At 69.8% G+C, this 16,917-nt stretch carries 16 protein-coding genes; 6 read left to right on the top strand and 10 right to left on the bottom strand.

Annotated elements, in window-relative coordinates:
- The gene (locus AB0I77_RS24590) at positions 1 to 1,074 is read left to right on the top strand and encodes a M23 family metallopeptidase (RefSeq protein WP_363284817.1); all 1,074 of its coding nucleotides are present in this window, start codon (positions 1 to 3) and stop codon (positions 1,072 to 1,074) included.
- A gap of 21 nt (positions 1,075 to 1,095) precedes the next feature.
- Here AB0I77_RS24590 and AB0I77_RS24585 read toward each other — a convergent pair whose 3' ends face one another.
- The 6 genes from AB0I77_RS24585 to AB0I77_RS24560 all read right to left on the bottom strand — a co-directional run bounded on the left by AB0I77_RS24585 (position 1,096) and on the right by AB0I77_RS24560 (position 7,447).
- Positions 1,096 to 1,965, bottom strand: a complete 870-nt coding sequence (locus tag AB0I77_RS24585) for a Cof-type HAD-IIB family hydrolase (protein WP_363284816.1) — start codon at positions 1,963 to 1,965, stop codon at positions 1,096 to 1,098.
- Positions 1,966 to 2,043: 78 nt separating this feature from the next.
- Complete coding sequence (locus tag AB0I77_RS24580) at positions 2,044 to 2,946, bottom strand: LLM class flavin-dependent oxidoreductase (RefSeq protein ID WP_363284815.1); 903 nt, start codon at positions 2,944 to 2,946, stop codon at positions 2,044 to 2,046.
- Between the two features lie 352 nt (positions 2,947 to 3,298).
- Positions 3,299 to 4,255, bottom strand: coding sequence for a MerR family transcriptional regulator (locus AB0I77_RS24575; protein ID WP_363284814.1), 957 nt, complete (start codon positions 4,253 to 4,255; stop codon positions 3,299 to 3,301).
- The gene (locus AB0I77_RS24570) at positions 4,252 to 5,013 is read right to left on the bottom strand and encodes a metal-dependent hydrolase (protein ID WP_363284813.1); all 762 of its coding nucleotides are present in this window, start codon (positions 5,011 to 5,013) and stop codon (positions 4,252 to 4,254) included. The genes AB0I77_RS24575 and AB0I77_RS24570 overlap by 4 nt, the downstream gene beginning before the upstream one ends.
- Positions 5,010 to 6,845: an SDR family oxidoreductase gene (locus AB0I77_RS24565; RefSeq protein WP_363284812.1), complete on the bottom strand. Its 1,836-nt coding sequence runs from the start codon at positions 6,843 to 6,845 to the stop codon at positions 5,010 to 5,012. The genes AB0I77_RS24570 and AB0I77_RS24565 overlap by 4 nt, the downstream gene beginning before the upstream one ends.
- Positions 6,779 to 7,447 carry a M24 family metallopeptidase gene (locus AB0I77_RS24560; protein ID WP_363284952.1) on the bottom strand — a complete coding sequence of 223 codons (669 nt, stop codon included), beginning with the start codon at positions 7,445 to 7,447 and terminating at the stop codon, positions 6,779 to 6,781. Before AB0I77_RS24560 ends, AB0I77_RS24565 begins: the two co-directional genes overlap by 67 nt.
- 276 nt (positions 7,448 to 7,723) lie before the next feature.
- Between AB0I77_RS24560 and AB0I77_RS24555 the strand changes: the two genes are divergently transcribed.
- From AB0I77_RS24555 to AB0I77_RS24535, 5 genes are all read left to right on the top strand, one after another.
- Positions 7,724 to 8,701, top strand: a complete 978-nt coding sequence (locus tag AB0I77_RS24555) for an ABC transporter ATP-binding protein (protein ID WP_363284811.1) — start codon at positions 7,724 to 7,726, stop codon at positions 8,699 to 8,701.
- On the top strand, positions 8,691 to 9,599 hold the full coding sequence (locus AB0I77_RS24550; protein WP_363284810.1) for an ABC transporter permease: 909 nt from the start codon (positions 8,691 to 8,693) through the stop codon (positions 9,597 to 9,599). The genes AB0I77_RS24555 and AB0I77_RS24550 overlap by 11 nt, the downstream gene beginning before the upstream one ends.
- The gene (locus tag AB0I77_RS24545; RefSeq protein WP_363284809.1) at positions 9,596 to 10,507 is read left to right on the top strand and encodes an ABC transporter ATP-binding protein; all 912 of its coding nucleotides are present in this window, start codon (positions 9,596 to 9,598) and stop codon (positions 10,505 to 10,507) included. The genes AB0I77_RS24550 and AB0I77_RS24545 overlap by 4 nt, the downstream gene beginning before the upstream one ends.
- Before the next feature lie 10 nt (positions 10,508 to 10,517).
- Entirely contained in the window at positions 10,518 to 11,237 is a 720-nt protein-coding gene (locus tag AB0I77_RS24540) for an ABC transporter permease (protein ID WP_363284808.1), read from the top strand.
- Between the two features lie 113 nt (positions 11,238 to 11,350).
- On the top strand, positions 11,351 to 11,590 hold the full coding sequence (locus AB0I77_RS24535) for a hypothetical protein (RefSeq protein WP_363284807.1): 240 nt from the start codon (positions 11,351 to 11,353) through the stop codon (positions 11,588 to 11,590).
- Between the two features lie 387 nt (positions 11,591 to 11,977).
- Here AB0I77_RS24535 and AB0I77_RS24530 read toward each other — a convergent pair whose 3' ends face one another.
- The 4 genes from AB0I77_RS24530 to efeB form a co-directional block, all read right to left on the bottom strand.
- On the bottom strand, positions 11,978 to 12,781 hold the full coding sequence (locus AB0I77_RS24530) for an HAD family hydrolase (protein WP_363284806.1): 804 nt from the start codon (positions 12,779 to 12,781) through the stop codon (positions 11,978 to 11,980).
- Entirely contained in the window at positions 12,778 to 14,055 is a 1,278-nt protein-coding gene (gene serS, locus AB0I77_RS24525; protein ID WP_363284805.1) for a serine--tRNA ligase, read from the bottom strand. The genes AB0I77_RS24530 and serS overlap by 4 nt, the downstream gene beginning before the upstream one ends.
- Positions 14,056 to 14,595: 540 nt before the next feature.
- On the bottom strand, positions 14,596 to 15,528 hold the full coding sequence (gene pheA, locus AB0I77_RS24520) for a prephenate dehydratase (protein WP_363284804.1): 933 nt from the start codon (positions 15,526 to 15,528) through the stop codon (positions 14,596 to 14,598).
- A 72-nt stretch (positions 15,529 to 15,600) separates the two neighbouring features.
- Complete coding sequence (gene efeB, locus AB0I77_RS24515; protein WP_363284803.1) at positions 15,601 to 16,917, bottom strand: iron uptake transporter deferrochelatase/peroxidase subunit; 1,317 nt, start codon at positions 16,915 to 16,917, stop codon at positions 15,601 to 15,603.

The raw sequence follows: 16,917 nt of genomic DNA, 5'->3' as shown, positions 1-16,917 counted from the left end.
ATGCGCTCACCTCGCCGTCACCCACTGCTTGTTCCGGCGCTGCTGTGCGCGCTCGCCGTGCTCGCCGCTCGTCCCACCGGTGCCGCCGACGACGGTGAGGACGGTGAGGACACCCACAGCGCCGACGACTTGGGGATCAGCGCACAGGTGGCCCGGCTGTACGAGGACGCGGCCGTGGCGACGCAGCAGTACGAGGCGGGGCGTCGCGAGGCCGAGGTGCAACGGGCGCAGGCCCACCGGTTGGAGTCGCTCCTGGACCGCGAGCGGCGGGAGATCGCCGTCATGCACGAGGACTTGGGCCGGATCGCGCGTGCCCAGTACCGCAGCGGCGGCGGTCTGCCGCTCACCGCGCAGATCCTCCTGGCGAAGAGCCCGGATGAGCTGATGCGCGGTCAGCATGTCTTCTCCCAGGCGAATCTCGCCGTCAACAACGCGATCGACAAGAGCCGTCGGGCCGAGGCCGCGCTCGCTGCGGACGAGGCGAAGGCCGCGGCGGCCTGGCAGGACCTGGAGAAGCGCAACACCGGACTCGCCGACCTGAAGAAGGACATCGAGGAGAAACTCGAACAGGCGCGGTGGCAGTTGCAGGGGCAGGCGGATGCCTCCGTCGCCGCGGGTGCCTGCCGGGGCGCCGTCCGGCTGGATCAGCCGCGGACGGGCATCTCGAGTGCGTGGGTCACGCCGGTGGAGACCTACGCGCTGTCCGCCGGCTTCGGCAGCGGCGGTGAGCGCTGGGCGAACCGGCACACCGGGCAGGACTTCGCGGTGCCGATCGGCACGCCGGTGCGGGCGGTCGGCGCGGGCCGTGTGGTGAAGGTGTCGTGCGGGGGCGCCTTCGGCATCGAGATCGTCGTCGAGCACGCGGGCGGCTACTACACGCAGTACGCCCATCTCGCCGCCGTCGCCGTTGACCAGGGCGAGCGTGTGACTCCCGGGCAGTGGATCGGGCAGTCGGGCACGAGCGGCAACTCCACCGGCCCGCACCTGCACTTCGAGGTGCGGGTCACGCCGGAGATGGGTTCGGCGGTGGACCCGGTGTCATGGCTGTGGGCGCGAGGGGTGCCACTGGGGTAGGGACCGAAAGAGCAGTCCGGACTACACCCGCTCCGCCAGCAGCCGCTCGATCACGACCGCCACCCCGTCCTCGTTGTTGGCGACCGTGCGACCCGAGGCCGCGGCGATGACATCCGGGTGCGCGTTGCCCATCGCGTACGACCGGCCCGCCCACGTGAGCATCTCGACGTCGTTCGGCATGTCCCCGAAGGCGACGACCTCCTCGTGGGAGATGTCGCGCTCGGCGCAGCACAGGGCGAGTGTGCTGGCCTTGGAGACTCCGGGGCCGCTGATCTCCAGCAGGGCGCTGGGGCTGGAGCGGGTGACGTTGGCGCGCTCGCCGATCGCGAGGCGGGCGAGGGTGAGGAAGGCGTCCGGGTCGACCGTGGGGTGGTACGCGAGGATCTTGAGGACCGGCTCGTCGGCACCCGGGGCGTCCGGTGCCAGCAGATCCTCGGCCGGCGCGAGGGAGTCGGGGATCTCCAGGTGCAGCTTCGGATAGTCCGGCTCCTGGTAGAAGCCGTACGTCTGCTCGACGGCGTACACCGTTCCGGGCGCCGCCCCGCGCAGCAGCCGTACGACGTCCAGCGCGTTCTTCCGGGCCAGCTCCCGCACCTTCACGAACCGGTGGGCGCCGGGGCCGCCGTGCAGGTCGACCACTGCGGCGCCGTTGCCGCAGATCGCCAGGCCGTGGCCGTGGACGTGATCGCTGACGACGTCCATCCAGCGAGCCGGGCGGCCGGTGACGAAGAAGACCTCGATGCCTGCCTCCTCGGCGGCGGCGAGGGCCGCGATGGTGCGCGGGGAGACCGACTTGTCGTCGCGCAGCAGGGTGCCGTCGAGATCGGTGGCGATCAGCCGCGTGGGGACGGTGGCGGCCGGGGTCTCGGGCTGTCGAGTCGCTGAGGTCACCCGGCCATTCTCCCGCAGATCACTCGCACGGCCGTGCGGGAGTCCGCACAGATGAGGCACGGACGGGGATTGCGCAGGTCAGCCCAGCTGTGCCGGTGCTTCCATGGCGATCCGCTCGAAGATCTTCTGGTCCGCGTCGAATTCCGAGCCGGGGATGGGCCAGTGGATCACGATCTCGGTGAAACCCAGCTCCCGGTGCCGACCCGCGAAGTCCACGAACGCGTCGAGGGAGCGGAGCGGACGGCCGCGGTCCGGGGTGAAGCCGGTCAGCAGGACCTTGTCCAGCTCGTGCGCGTCCCGCCCGAGCGCTGCGCATGCGTCGGCCAGCTTGTCGGCCTGTCCGCGAATGGCTCGAACCGACTGGTCAGGAGTGCCGTTCTCGTACAGCTTGGGGTCGCCCGTCGTCACCCATGCCTGCCCGTAGCGCGCGGCCAGCCTGAGCCCGCGTGGCCCGGTTGCCGCGACCGCGAGGGGTAGCCGGGGCCGCTGCACAGAGCTCGGGATGTTGCGCGCCTCGTGCGCCGAGTAGAAAGCGCCCTCGTAGGACACGGTGTCCTCGGTCAGCAGCCGGTCGAGGAGCGGGACGAATTCGGCGAAGCGGTCGGCGCGCTCGCGCGGGGTCCACGGCTCCTGCCCGAGCGCGGTGGCGTCGAAGCCGCTCCCGCCCGCGCCGACGCCGAGCGTGACCCGCCCGCCGGAGATGTCGTCGAGGGAGATCAGCTCCTTGGCAAGGGTCACCGGATGCCGGAAGTTCGGCGAGGTCACCAGAGTGCCCAGACGTATCCGGTCGGTGACACCCGCGGCGGCGGTCAGCGTCGGGACGGCACCGAACCACGGCCCGTCCCGGAAGCCGCGCCAGGACAGGTGGTCGTACGTATAGGCGGTGTGGAAGCCGAGCCGTTCCGCGCGCTGCCATTCCGTACGGCCCCCTTCGTGCCAGCGGCGGTACGGGAGGATTACGGTGCTCAGACGCAAACTCATGTGCCGAGCGTATGCGGGCGACCGCGTTTCACGTGAAACAGGACGGTCATCGCACACGGCCGCTCAGCCATGGGCTGAGGGTGATCACCGGCATCCATCCACCGGACGCCGGCAGAGAGCCGTCCGGGTCGGCGGTGACGCCGACGCCCGCGGCACTGCGACACCTTCACGGTGCGCGCAGCGGTGCGTCTTTCATTCATACCGTTCTTACTCTTACCGTTCTCGTCCACCCCGTCAGCGTGCTGGGAGAGACGTGGATCACGCGAATGATTTTGATCCGGATGTTTGATCCACAGCCAAGTGGAGTTATCCACAGGGGAATTGGCGATTCTGTGGACAACGACCCTTTGATTCAGGGTGTTTCACCAAGATCACCTGATGGGCCGTGAGTTGTGGCAAGCCGGTCCAAAGCACGGGCCCGCACTTCTCGTTCCGCGGCCAGTGCGATGAACTCGGCAGCCCGCTCCGCACCAACCAGCTCCTCGACGGCCCGCATTGTCTCGGCGGGGATCGCCACGGAACGCGCCCGGTCCGGCGGTTCCGGGCTCTCGTCCGCGCCGTAGTGCAGACGCAGATGCCGTACCGCCAACAGACGCATCACCCGGACGAGTTCGGCGTCCACCGTCTGTTGCGCGAGCGGCCGCAGCCGTCGTACGAGAGAGGCTGCCTCGGCCGCGTCCGGGTCGGTCGGGCGGTGCGGACCGTCGAGGTAGCGGACGAAGACCTGCTCGGTGGTGAACTCCAGGAAACGGGCGGCGATGTGCTCGACCTGCCCCCTCAACTCCCTGAGATGGTCACAGATCGCGGACAGCGGTATGCCCGCCAAGTGCAACTCGGCGGCCACAGCGAGCTCTTGGGGGCTCGGCACGAGGAACGAGTCGTCCTCGCCGGGGACCGGCTCCAGCACGCCCAGCTCCACGGCCTCGGCGACCGCCGCGTCGTCCCGGATGCCGCCGAACCGCTCGTCCAACTCCGCCCGCGAGACCCGTGCCGTCTCCTCGTCGGTCCACGGACCGTCGACCTCGGCGACCAGGCCCAGCACTCCGCCGAGGCCCCGGCCCGCGTTCCACGCCTCCAGAAGCTCCTTGATGGAGGCCAGGGTGTAGCCGCGGTCGAGGAGCTCGGCGATCTGGCGCAGGCGCACGAGATGGGCGTCCGCGTAGACATTGGCGCGGCCACGGCGCTCGGGGCGCGGGAGCAGCCCGCGATCCTGGTAGGCGCGGATGGTGCGCACCGTGGCGCCGCTGAGGTGCGCGAGATCCTCGATCCGGTAGGCGGGGCCGGCGGGCCCCTCCGCCGCGTCCGTCATGAGGCGGCCCTCGCCGTCGGTGCTCCCCGCAGGTACTCCGCTGCCCGGCTCGGCGAGCCCTCCTGCGACGGGTGGTGAGTCCGCCGGAAATAGCGGGGTATCGCCGCACCCAGCTCGCGCCGTGGAGGCAACAGGCCTGTCCGTACCATCCTGTTGTGGTCGGCGAGGGAGTGGCGCGGGAGGACCGCCGGCCGGGGGCCTTGGCGTATCAGGTACGCCGTCCCCCATATCCACAGGTAGAGCATCACCGGCGCGGCGACGGCCATGCCGGCGACGCGGCAGGCGCACCGGAGCGTGCCGGTGCCGCCGCAGTGCTGGTATCTGTCGAAGGCGACCGCACGGTGTTCGACCTTCTCGGCGCCGTGCCGGCGCAGCAGGTCGAGCATCACCTCATCGGCGCGGGCACGGTCCAAGCCGTCGGCGGCCGGCACCCGGTCGCCGAACACGGCCGTGAACTGTTCGATCGCGGCGACGACCGTGAGCAGGAAGCGCACCCGTTCCCGCTCCGGTATCGGCGCGCCGAGCGGCGGACGCTCACCGAGCAGCCGTTCGAAGAGGAAGCCGACATACTGGGTGAAGTCGGCGGTGTCCAGCCGCTGCCCGGCCAGGTGCTCGCGCACGTGCGTGTGCTGGACGCTGTGCGTGGCCTTCTGGCCCATGACATGCGTCGCGGTCGGCTCGCCGGGGATGCAGCGCAGAGGGGTGCGCGACCAGTCGAAGGCCACCCGGCGCGGAGTGATCTCATGCGAGGCGCTCACAGCGGCGGATCCAGCCGTGCGATCGCCCGCAGCGTCCTGGGCGTGAAGCGGGACATGAAGTAGGCGCCGCGCGCCTCGGGCGTCACGGGGACGACGGCATCACCGCGCACCACCGCCCGCAGGATCGCGTCCGCGACCTTCTCCGGCGGATAGTTCCGCAGCCCGTACAGGCGGGCGGTCCGCTTCCGCAGCCGCTTCTCCTCGGTGGCGTCGACACCGGCGAAGTGCGCGGTCGAAGTGATGTTGGTGTTGACGAAGCCGGGGCACATCGCCGTCACACCGATCCCCTGGCCGGCCAGCTCCGCGCGCAGGCACTCGCTGAGCATCAGCACGGCTGCCTTGGAGGTGCTGTAGGCGGGCAGCGCCTTGGAGGGCTGGTACGCCGCCGCCGACGCCGTGTTGACGATGTGGCCGCCCTGTCCGCGCTCGGCCATCTGCTTTCCGAAGAGCCGACAGCCGTGGATCACGCCCCACAGGTTGACGTCGAGGACCTTCTTCCAGTCCTCGGGGGTCGTGTCGAAGAAGGAGCCCGACAGGCCGATGCCGGCGTTGTTCACCAGGACGTCCACCACGCCGTACTCGGCGGCGACCTTCTCGGCGAGCTGCTCCATGGCCTGCTCGTCCGATACGTCGACCGTCTCCGCCCAGGCCTCGGGGGCACCGACCAGCCGGGACAGTTCGGCGGTGCGCGCCGCGGCCTCCGCGTCCCGGTCGACGGCCACCACGCGCGCGCCGGCCTCGGCGAACGCGAAGGCCGTGGCCCGCCCGATGCCGCTGCCCGCACCGGTGACCAGGACCAACTGCCCGCCGAAACGCTCCGCGTACCGGCCGATCGCCCTCGGCGCGGGCTTCCCGCCCTCCACGGCCGTGACGAAGTCCGTGATCCAGGCCGCGAGTTGGTCCGGGCGCGTGCGCGGAACCCAGTGGTTGGCCGGGAGAGCACGCCGGGTCAGCCGCGGAGCCCACAGCTCCAGCTCGTCGCAGAGTTTCTCCGAGAAGAACGTGTCCCCCAGGGGCGTGATGAGCTGCACGGGCGCGTGTGCGTACGCGTCCGTGCGCGGGCGTCGCAGCCGCGCCCGTACGTTGTCCCGGTACAGCCACGCTCCGTGTGCCGCGTCCGTCGGCAGGGACGAGGTCGGGTAGTCGCCGCCGGGGACTTTTTCGACGCGCTCCAGGATCCGCGGCCAGCACTTGCCGAGCGGGCCGCGCCAGGCCAGCTCGGGCAGCACGGGCGTGTGCAGCAGGTACACGTACCAGGACTTGGCACTCTGGCCGAGCAACTGGCCGACCCGGCGCGGGGTGGGGCGCCTGAGCCGCTTGTTGATCCAGTGCCCGAGGTGGTCGAGGGACGGGCCGGACATCGAGGTGAAGGAGGCGATCCGGCCCTCGGTGCGCCGGACGGTGACGAACTCCCACGACTGCACCGAGCCCCAGTCGTGCCCCACCAGGTGCACCGGCTTGCCCGGGCTGACCGCGCCCGCCACGGCCAGGAAGTCGTCCGTCAGCTTCTCCAGCGTGAACCCGCCGCGCAGCGGCCGCGGTGCGGTGGACCGGCCGTGGCCCCGGACGTCGTACAGGACGACATGGAAGCGCTCGGCCAGGCGTGGTGCGACCTCGGACCACACCTCCTTGCTGTCCGGATAGCCGTGCACCAGGACGACCGTCGGTGCCGAAGGGTCCCCCAGCTCGGCGACGCACAACTCGACCCCGCCGGTCCGCACCCGGCGCTCCCGCGCGACCTCCAGCCCCGCTCGCGACAAGCCCGTCACTTGTCCTCCGCCCAGCGCCGCACTCCCCCACGCTCGAACGAGCTCGCGCGGGGGGACCCCCATGGCACGTCGTCGTCCAGCCAGAAGGCGCTCTGTTCGGGATCCCGGGAGTCGGTGACGACCAGGATCTCCTCGAACTTCGCGCCCGTGCCCCGGAACCCCAGATGCGGTTCGACCGCCCACAGACCGGGCTGCGGAGGATGGTCGGAGAAGCGGTACCGCGACCACAGCGGGGAACAGCCCTCGCGGTGGCCGTGCAGCGCGTCGGCCGCCAGGCCCTTGAGGGACTGTGCGCCGAACCCGAAGACATGCGGCGACCAGCGGCGCTGCTTCACCCGGTCGAGCTTGTGCGCGATCACGCCGAAGGGACAGGCGCGGTGCCGGTTGGCGTAGCCCTGGCGGACCCCTTCCGTGTGCCGCTGCAGTGGTGCGCCGTCAAGTCGGCCGAACGCCGTGCGGTCGCCGAACCAGGCGAAGGGCAGATGGAACCAGTCGCGCACCCCCCGCTCACGCAGCCACACGCGCTGCATCCGCGCCGCCTCGCGCTCTGTCACCCCCGGCTCCAACCGGGCCGCGACAGCTTCCGCACACGCGTACGCCAGCCGCTGGACCTGCCTGAATCCCCGCAGTTCCGCGGGGAGTTCGGCGGTCACCGCCGTAGTCATGCCACCGCCCCACTTGTCCGCGCCGACTCCGTACTGCCTCGCGCCGATCACGGTACGTGTTCGTAACTTGACACTGATGAATGTGACAGTCGTCGACGACTGCGTCAACGGGCCTGTGCCGGGCTGTGGAAAACCTCGCGGATGTGGACAACCGGCCCCGCGTTGTTCGACCTGAGGGGGACCCTTAGGGACCCGTACGCCTGGAGTCTGATACCAAGACGACCCTGCGGAGTGACGACTGACGTGGTCCCCGTCACTACCTTCGAAGATGTGACTGTGATCGCGACCGAAAGCCTGAGCAAGCGGTTCCCCAAGGTGACCGCGCTTGACCGGCTCTCCGTGGACGTCGGGCCCGGTGTGACCGGACTCGTCGGAGCCAACGGAGCCGGCAAGTCCACACTGATCAAGATCCTGCTGGGTCTGTCCCCCGCCACCGAGGGCCGCGCCGAAGTGCTCGGCCTCGATGTCGCCACCAAGGGCGCCGACATCCGCGAACGGGTCGGCTACATGCCGGAACACGACTGCCTGCCGCCCGACGTCTCGGCCACCGAGTTCGTCGTCCACATGGCGCGCATGTCCGGCCTGCCGCCCACCGCCGCCCGCGAGCGCACCGCGGACACCCTGCGCCATGTCGGTCTGTACGAGGAGCGCTACCGCCCCATCGGCGGCTACTCCACCGGCATGAAGCAGCGCGTGAAGCTCGCCCAGGCGCTCGTCCACGACCCGCAACTGGTCTTCCTGGACGAGCCCACCAACGGCCTCGACCCGGTCGGCCGCGACGAGATGCTCGGCCTGATCCGCCGCATCCACACCGACTTCGGCATCTCCGTCCTGGTCACCTCCCACCTGCTGGGCGAACTGGAACGCACCTGCGACCACGTGGTCGTCGTCGACGGCGGCAAGCTCCTGCGCTCCAGCTCCACCACCGACTTCACCCAGACCACCACGACCCTCGCGATCGAGGTGACCGACACCGACGAGCACCCGGACGGCACCCGCGCGGTACGCGACGCACTCCACGCGCGCGGGATGGACGTCCTCGACAGCGGCGGCGGCCTGCCGGGCGCCGGACACGTACTGCTGCTCACCGCGCAGGGTGAGGAGACGTACGACCTGGTGCGCGACGTGGTCGCCGACCTAGGCATCGGCCTGGTGCGCATGGAACAGCGCCGGCACCACATCTCCGAGGTCTTCACGGACAGCGACGAACAGCGCGACGCAGAGCGGAAGGAGGCGGTCGGCCATGGCAACTGAACACTCCGTAGCAGCACCTTCGGGTGACCAGACCCGCATCCACAACATCGGCTACCGCAGCTACGACGGCCCGCGCCTGGGCCGCGCCTACGCCCGCCGCTCCCTCTACTCGCAGTCCCTGCGCGGCGCCTACGGCCTCGGCCGCTCGGTCAAGTCCAAGGTGCTGCCGATGCTGCTGTTCGTGGTGATGTGCGTGCCCGCGGCCATCATGGTCGCCGTCGCCGTCGCCACCAAGGCGAAGGACCTGCCCGTCGACTACACGCGCTACGCGATCATCATGCAGGCCGTCATCAGCCTGTACGTCGCCTCGCAGGCCCCCCAGTCCGTCTCGCGCGACCTGCGCTTCAAGACCGTCCCGCTGTACTTCTCGCGGCCCATCGAGACCTCCGACTACGTCCGCGCGAAGTTCGCGGCGCTTGCCTCGGCACTGTTCGTCCTGACCGCGGCCCCGCTGCTGGTGCTCTATGTGGGCGCCCTGCTCGCCAAACTCGACTTCGCCGACCAGACCAAGGGATTCGCGCAGGGACTCGTCTCCGTGGCACTGCTCTCGCTGCTCTTCGCCGGCCTCGGCCTGGTCATCGCGTCGGTCACCCCGCGCCGCGGCTTCGGCATCGCGGCCGTGATCGCCGTGCTGACCATCTCCTACGGCGCCGTCTCCACACTCCAGGCCATCGCCGACGCGCAGAGCAGCTCCGGATCCATCGCCTGGATCGGCCTGTTCTCGCCCATCACGCTCATAGACGGAGTGCAGTCCGCGTTCCTGGGCGCGAGTTCGGCGTTCCCCGGAGGGATCGGCCCGACGAACGGGGAGGGCGTGGTCTACGTTCTCGCCTCCCTGGGCCTGATCGCCGCCTGCTACGGCCTCCTGATGCGCCGCTACCGAAAGGTCGGACTGTGACCACGCTCAACATCGACCACGTATCGCGCTGGTTCGGCAACGTGGTCGCCGTCAACGACATCACCATGACGGTCGGCCCTGGTGTCACCGGCCTCCTCGGCCCCAACGGCGCGGGAAAGTCCACCCTCATCAACATGATGGGCGGCTTCCTGGCCCCGTCCACCGGCACCGTCACCCTCGACGGGCAGCAGGTGTGGCGCAACGAGAAGATCTACCAGCACATCGGCATCGTCCCGGAGCGGGAGGCGATGTACGACTTCCTCACCGGACGCGAATTCGTCGTCGCCAACGCCGAGTTGCACGGCCTCGGCGCCAAGGCCGCCCAGAAGGCCCTGGCCACGGTCGAGATGGAGTACGCGCAGGACCGCAAGATCTCGACGTACTCCAAGGGCATGCGCCAGCGCGTGAAGATGGCGAGCGCCCTCGTCCACGACCCGTCGCTGCTCCTGCTGGACGAGCCCTTCAACGGCATGGACCCGCGCCAGCGCATGCAGCTCATGGACCTGCTGAGGCGCATGGGCGACGAGGGCCGCACCGTGTTGTTCTCGTCCCACATCCTCGAAGAGGTCGAGCAACTCGCCTGGCACATCGAGGTCGTCGTCGCCGGACGGCATGCGGCCAGCGGTGACTTCCGCAAGATCCGCCGCCTGATGACCGACCGCCCGCACCGCTACCTGGTGCGCTCCAGCGACGACCGCGCCCTCGCGGCCGCGCTGATCGCCGACCCGTCGACGTCCGGCATCGAAGTCGACCTCGCGGAGGGCGCGTTGCGCATCCAGGCGGTCGACTTCGGCCGGTTCACGGTCCTGCTGCCCAAGGTGGCCAGGGACCACGGCATCCGCCTGCTCACGGTCTCGCCGTCCGACGAGTCGCTCGAGTCCGTCTTCTCGTATCTTGTCGCGGCGTAGGAGGCCGAAGATGTACGACCCCACAGTCGCCCGACTCACCTACCGAGCCCTGCTCGGCCGACGCCGGGCCCTCATCCTGAGCGCGCTGCCGCTGTTGCTGATCGCGATCTCCCTGGTGGTGCGCGGCCTCGCCGGCGCCGACGACCAGACGGCGTCGGACCTGCTGGGCGGAATCGCACTCGCCACGATGGTTCCGATCATCGGCGTCATCGCGGGCACCGGCGCGATCGGCCCGGAGATCGACGACGGTTCGGTGGTGTACCTGCTGTCCAAGCCCATCAAACGGTCGACGATCATCTTCACCAAGCTGATCGTGGCGGTCGCCGTGACGATGGTGTTCTCGGCGGTGCCGACCCTGATCGCGGGCTTCATCCTCAACGGCAACGGCCAGCAGATCGCCGTCGCCTACACGGTGGCCGCGCTGGTCGCCTCCATCGCGTACGCGGCGCTCTTCCTGCTGCTTGGCACGGTGTCGCGGCACGCGGTGGTGTTCGGGCTCGTCTACGCGCTCGTCTGGGAGGCCCTGTTCGGCTCCCTGGTGGCCGGGGCGCGCACGCTCAGCGTCCAGCAGTGGTCGCTGGCCGTGGCCCACAAGGTCACCGGCGGGGACCTGGTGACCTCGGACGTCGGACTGACGACGGCGACGGTACTGCTGGTCGCGGTCACCGTGCTCGCCACCTGGTACGCCGGACAGAAGCTGCGGTCATTGACGCTCGCGGGTGAGGAGTAGCGCCCGATTCCCCGACAGAGGAGGTTCTTGACAGGGGCTTCACCTCTGTCCGGGCACACTGGGCAAAAGGGGACGCGCGGGGCGGCCGGAAGCGCATGGTTGGGAGGATGGGGATGGCAGGCGAAACGTCGGAGAGCGATGGTCGCGAGCGGTCCGGGGACGAGGTCTGGGACGACCTCCTCCTGGACGAGGACTTCATCCGGTCCGCCGAGGCGGCCGAGCCGTCCGCGCGGGCCCGGATGCTCGCCGCGCGCTGGCGCACCGAGGAACCCGAGCCCCAGCCGTGGCGCTCCGACGAGCCGCCCGCGGGGTGGTTCTTCAGCAAGCGACGGCGCAGGTGGCGGCGCCGGTAGGGGACATTCGGCCGTTTTTAATCAGTGGCGCCCAAGTCGGCGTACAGGCACAGTGGTTGTGTTCACGACGCCGGATCGAGCCGGCGCCACGTGCCGGGAGAGGAGCCGGGCGATGTCCATGCACGACAGTACGTCCAGCTCCCTTCAGGGCAGCCCGCGGCGGATTCCGGAGTAGTTACTCCTCCGTCGAGCCCGCCCCATACGGGGAGCTGCCCGGGGCGGCCGCAAGACGTTGTCGCTGTGACGAGGCCGGTCCGCAGGTCTGGGAGTTACGTCGAAAGACGCCCGGCGCTGCAAGGCTGTGCCCACCTGTTCCGCCCCTGCGGAACGACTGCCCACAGCGGTAGCAGCGCTGCGGCCGCCCTTTCCCACGTCGGTCAGCCGGCGTCAGCCCAGCAACCGCTCCAGCACCACCGCGATCCCGTCCTCCTCGTTGGAGGACGTCACCTCGTCGGCCACCGCCTTGAGTTCCTCATGGGCGTTGGCCATCGCCACGCCGTGCGAGGCCCAGGCGAACATCGGGATGTCGTTGGGCATGTCGCCGAAGGCGATGGTGTCGGCGGCCTTCATGCCCAGGCGGCGGGCCGCCAGGGACAGTCCCGTCGCCTTGGACAGGCCGAGGGGGAGAAGTTCGACGATGCCTTCGCCGGCCATCGCGACGGTGACGAAGCCGCCCGCCGCCCGGCGGGCCGCCTCGGCGAGCTCGTCGTCCGACAGCTCGGGATGCTGAATGTAGATCTTGTTCAGCGGCGCGATCCAGAGGTCGGACGCCTCCGTGAAGGGCGTCGCCGGAAGCGCGCCGGTGACCGCGTAACCGGGACCCACCAGCACCTCACCGTCCAGGCCGTCGCGGCTCGCCGCGAGGAACAGCGGGCCGACCTCGGCCTCGATCTTGGCCAGCGCGACCCCGGCCAGCTGCCGGTCCAGGGTCACCGACGTCAGCAGGCGGTGCTCGCCGGCGTCGTACACCTGTGCGCCCTGGCCGCAGACCGCGAGGCCGTTGTAGCCGAGGTCGTCGAGGATGTGTCGTGTCCATGGGACCGCGCGGCCGGTGACGACGATGTGCGCGGCGCCCGCCGCGGTGGCCGCGGCGAGCGCTTCACGGGTGCGGCGCGAGACCGACTCGTCGGAGCGCAGGAGCGTTCCGTCGAGGTCTGTGGCGACGAGTCGATAGGGGAAAGGGGTCGTCACTTGGCGACCGGTTCCAGGATCTCCCGGCCGCCGAGGTAGGGACGCAGCACCTCGGGCACGCGCACGGAGCCGTCGGCCTGCTGGTGGTTCTCCAGGATCGCCACGATCGTGCGCGGTACGGCGCACAGCGTGCCGTTGAGCGTCGCCAGCGGCCTGACCTGCTTGCCGTCGCGGACGCGGATCTGGAGGCGGCGGGACTGGAACTCGGTGCAGTCCGAGGTCGAGGTCAGCTCGCGGTACTTGCCCTGGGTCGGAATCCACGCCTCGCAGTCGAACTTGCGCGAGGCCGAGGAGCCCAGGTCGCCCGAAGCGACGTCAATGACCCGGTACGGCAGCTCCAGCGACGTCAGCCACTGCTTCTCCCACTCCAGCAGGCGCTGGTGCTCGGCCTGCGAGTCCTCCGGAGCGACGTACGAGAACATCTCGACCTTGTCGAACTGGTGGACGCGGAAGATGCCGCGGGTGTCCTTGCCGTGCGAGCCGGCCTCGCGGCGGAAGCAGGGCGAGAAGCCCGCGTAGCGCAGCGGGAGGCGGTCGGCGTCGAGGATCTCGTCCATGTGGTAGGCCGCCAGCGCCACCTCGGATGTGCCGACCAGGTAGAGGTCGTCCTTGTCGAGGTGGTAGACGTCCTGGGCGGCCTGGCCGAGGAAGCCGGTGCCGGCCATCGACTGGGAGCGGACCAGGGCGGGCGTCAGCATCGGTGTGAAGCCGGCCGCCGTGGCCTGCGCGATCGCCGCGTTGACCAGGGCCAGCTCCAGCAGGGCGCCGATGCCGGTGAGGAAGTAGAAGCGCGAGCCGGACACCTTCGCGCCGCGCTCGACGTCGATCGCGCCGAGGATCTGGCCGAGCTCCAGGTGGTCCTTGGGTTCGAAGCCCTCGGCGCCGAAGTCGCGGATCGTGCCGTGCGTCTCCAGCGTGACGAAGTCCTCCTCGCCGCCCACCGGAACGTCCGGGTGTACGAGGTTGCTGAGCTGGACGAGCAGTTCCTGGGTCTCGGTGTCGGCCGCGTCGCGCTCCGCGTCGGCCACCTTGACGTCGGCGGCGAGCTGGCTCGCCTTCTTCAGCAGCTCGGCCTTCTCGTCCCCGGAGGCCTTGGGGATGAGCTTGCCGAGTGCCTTCTGCTCGGCACGCAGCTCGTCGAAGCGGACGCCGGACGACCTGCGCCGCTCGTCGGCAGACAGGAGGGAGTCGACGAGCGCGACGTCCTCTCCACGGGCGCGCTGCGACGCACGCACACGGTCGGGGTCCTCACGGAGCAGGCGAAGGTCAATCACGCGCTCAAGGCTACCGGTGCGCGGTGACGCCTCACGACTCAGTATTGCGAAACGCGCCTTACGTTCAGTTATGGGCGAATTGCCCTATGTGTTCAGACCTGTCAGTAAAAGGCGTCTCACTCCCTGGAACGGGGCACGCGCCGGGCTGTGAGTTGACTCGATTTCCTTGTGGGGAACGGGACTTGAGCTTGCGTTGTCCACAGGCATCCACACCCTCCGAAGAGTTATCCACAGGCTGTGCGGAAGATCTGTGGATATCGGAAATGATCATTCCGGAAGGAGCGTGCCGGGCGAAGAATTCCCGTCCTAAACGAGCCTCACGCCCACTTTCGGGTGGAAATGCGTCGCTCCAAAGGATTGACCGAAGGAAACGAGTGGACGAAGGGTGACCTACGGGCTTGTGGACGAGTTCGTGGCCCACAGGCCGATTTGTCGACTGGGTGACGCTTCCTTGTCGACTTGTCCCCAGGTCGAGAAGCAAGCCTGTGGATAACTTCTGTGGATAACTAAAATATGCAGGTAGGAGCGGTCGGAAACGTTCTAGAAACGTCCGTCCTGGCATTGCGCCACCCAGTCCGCCGCCGATACGAACTCCTCGTCCGAGGTCCCCCGCAGCAGGGTGCGCACGCCCTCCACCCCCACGTCCGCACGGGGGTACGAGCCGAGGAAGCGCACCTGGAGGCAGATCCGCTTGAGGCCCATCAGCGCATCGGCGACCCGGCGGTCGGAGATGTGCCCCTCGGCGTCGACGCAGAAGCAGTAGTTGCCGATGCCCTCGCCAGTGGGCCGGGACTGCAACAGCATCAGGTTGATGCCTCGCGTGGCGAACTCACCGAGCAGGTCGCGCAGCCCGCCGGGGTGGTCGTCGCGCTGCCACAGCACGATGGACGTCTTGTCCGCACCGGTCGGCGCGGCGGGCCGGGCGGGCCGGCCGACCAGTACGAACCGCGTCTGGGCGTTCTCCGCGTCGTGGATGCCGGTCTCCAGGGCCTCCAAGCCGTACCGGGCGGCCGCGAACTCACCCGCGAAGGCGGCGTCGTAGCGGCCCTCCTGGACCAGTCGGGCGCCGTCCGCGTTCGAGGCGGCCGATTCCCAGAGCGCGTCCGGGAGGTTCGCCTTCAGCCAGTTGCGCACCTGCGGCTGGGCGGCCGGATGGGCGGTGACCGTCTTGATGTCGGAGAGCTTCGTGCCCGGTCTGACCAGCAGCGCGAAGGTGATCGACAACAGCACCTCGCGGTAGATCATCAGGGGTTTGCCCGCGACCAGTTCGTCGAGGGTGGTCGTGATGCCGCCCTCGACGGAGTTCTCGATCGGCACGAACGCGGCCTCGGCCTCGCCGCCGCGCACCGCGTCGAGCGCGGACTGCACGGACACGTAGGGGAGCAGCTCCCGCGTCGCCGACTCGGGAAGTGTGCGCAGGGCGACTTCGGTGAAGGTGCCTTCGGGACCGAGATACGCATAGCTCGCTGGCATGACCTCACCCTAATGGGCCTTGCCAAACCCAGCGCATGCATCTCATGACAGCCACCCCACAGAGCGCCGGCGTCACCCCTCCAGCAACCGCTGCCCCACGTACTCCCCCTCCGCCGCCCCGCCCGGCACCGCGAACAGACCGCTTGCCTCGTGGCGGATGAACTGGGACAGGGCGTCGCCCCGGTCGAGCTTGCGCTGTACCGGGACGAAGCCCCTCAGCGGGTCGGCCTGCCAGCAGATGAACAGCAGGCCCGCGTCGGGCACGCCGTCCGCGTCGAAGCCGTCGTGGTAGGAGAACGGGCGGCGGAGCAGGGCGGCGCCGCCGTTCTGGTCGGGGCGGGTGATGCGGGCGTGCGCGTTGATGGGGACCACCAGATTGCCCTTGGAGTCCGTCTTCTCCAGGTCCATCGCGGTCGTCTCGGTGCCCCCGGACAGCGCCGCCCCGTCGGACTTGTGGCGCCCGATGACGTTCTCCTGGGCGGTGAGCGAGAGCTGCTCCCAGTCGTCGAGGAGCATGCGGATACGGCGTACGACGGCGTAGGAACCGTTCGCCATCCAGGCCGGGTCGTTCGTGGCCGGATCGTTGGAGCCGGCCTCGTCGGAGCCGGCCACGAAGATCCGCTGGTCGAAGTCGGAGTCGGTCGGCTTCGGATTGCGGGTGCCGTCGATCTGGCCCATCAGATTGCGGGCCGTCATGGGGTGGGCGGTGGCGCCCGGCGAGCGGTTGAAGCCGTTCATCTGCCAGCGGACCCGGGCCGCGCTGCCCGTGTCCTTCTGGATCGCGCGCAAGGCATGAAAGGCGACGAGGGCGTCGTTGGCGCCGATCTGAACCCACAGGTCGCCGTCGCTGCGCTTCGTGTCGAGGTGGTCGGAGGAGAAGGCGGGCAGCGGGTCCAGGGAGGCCGGTCGCTGCTTCTCCAGGCCGGTCCTGCCGAAGAAGCTGTGGCCGAAGCCGAAGGTGATCGTCAGTGAGGACGGCCCCGCGTCCCGGGCGACATCCGTGTCGTCGTGCGCCGTGGCCTCGCCCGCCATCAGCCGCCGGGCCGTCTCCGACCAGCGGCGCAGCAGCGTGGCCGCCTCCTTGCGGCCCGCGCCCGCCGTCAGGTCGAAGGCGACGAGGTGGCCGCGGGCCTGGAGGCCCTCGGTGATGCCGGGCTGATGTTTCCCGTGAAACATCACCTGGCCGGCGCCCAAGGAAGTGAGCGGTGTGGCGGCGGCGGGCTGGGCGGCGTACCCCACGGCCCCGCCGGCCGCACCGAGCACGAGCCCGGTGGCGCCGGCGGTTCCGAGCAGCTTCCGCCGCGTGAGGCCCTCCACAGTGGGGGCCGTTTCGGAGGCACTCTCATCGAGCGCGGGGGTACGGGCCTCCGGGATGGACTGGTCAGGCAT

Source organism: Streptomyces sp. NPDC050619, from assembly GCF_040654815.1.
Classification (GTDB): Bacteria; Actinomycetota; Actinomycetes; order Streptomycetales; family Streptomycetaceae; genus Streptomyces.
This window is presented reverse-complemented; position numbering and strand designations above follow the sequence as displayed.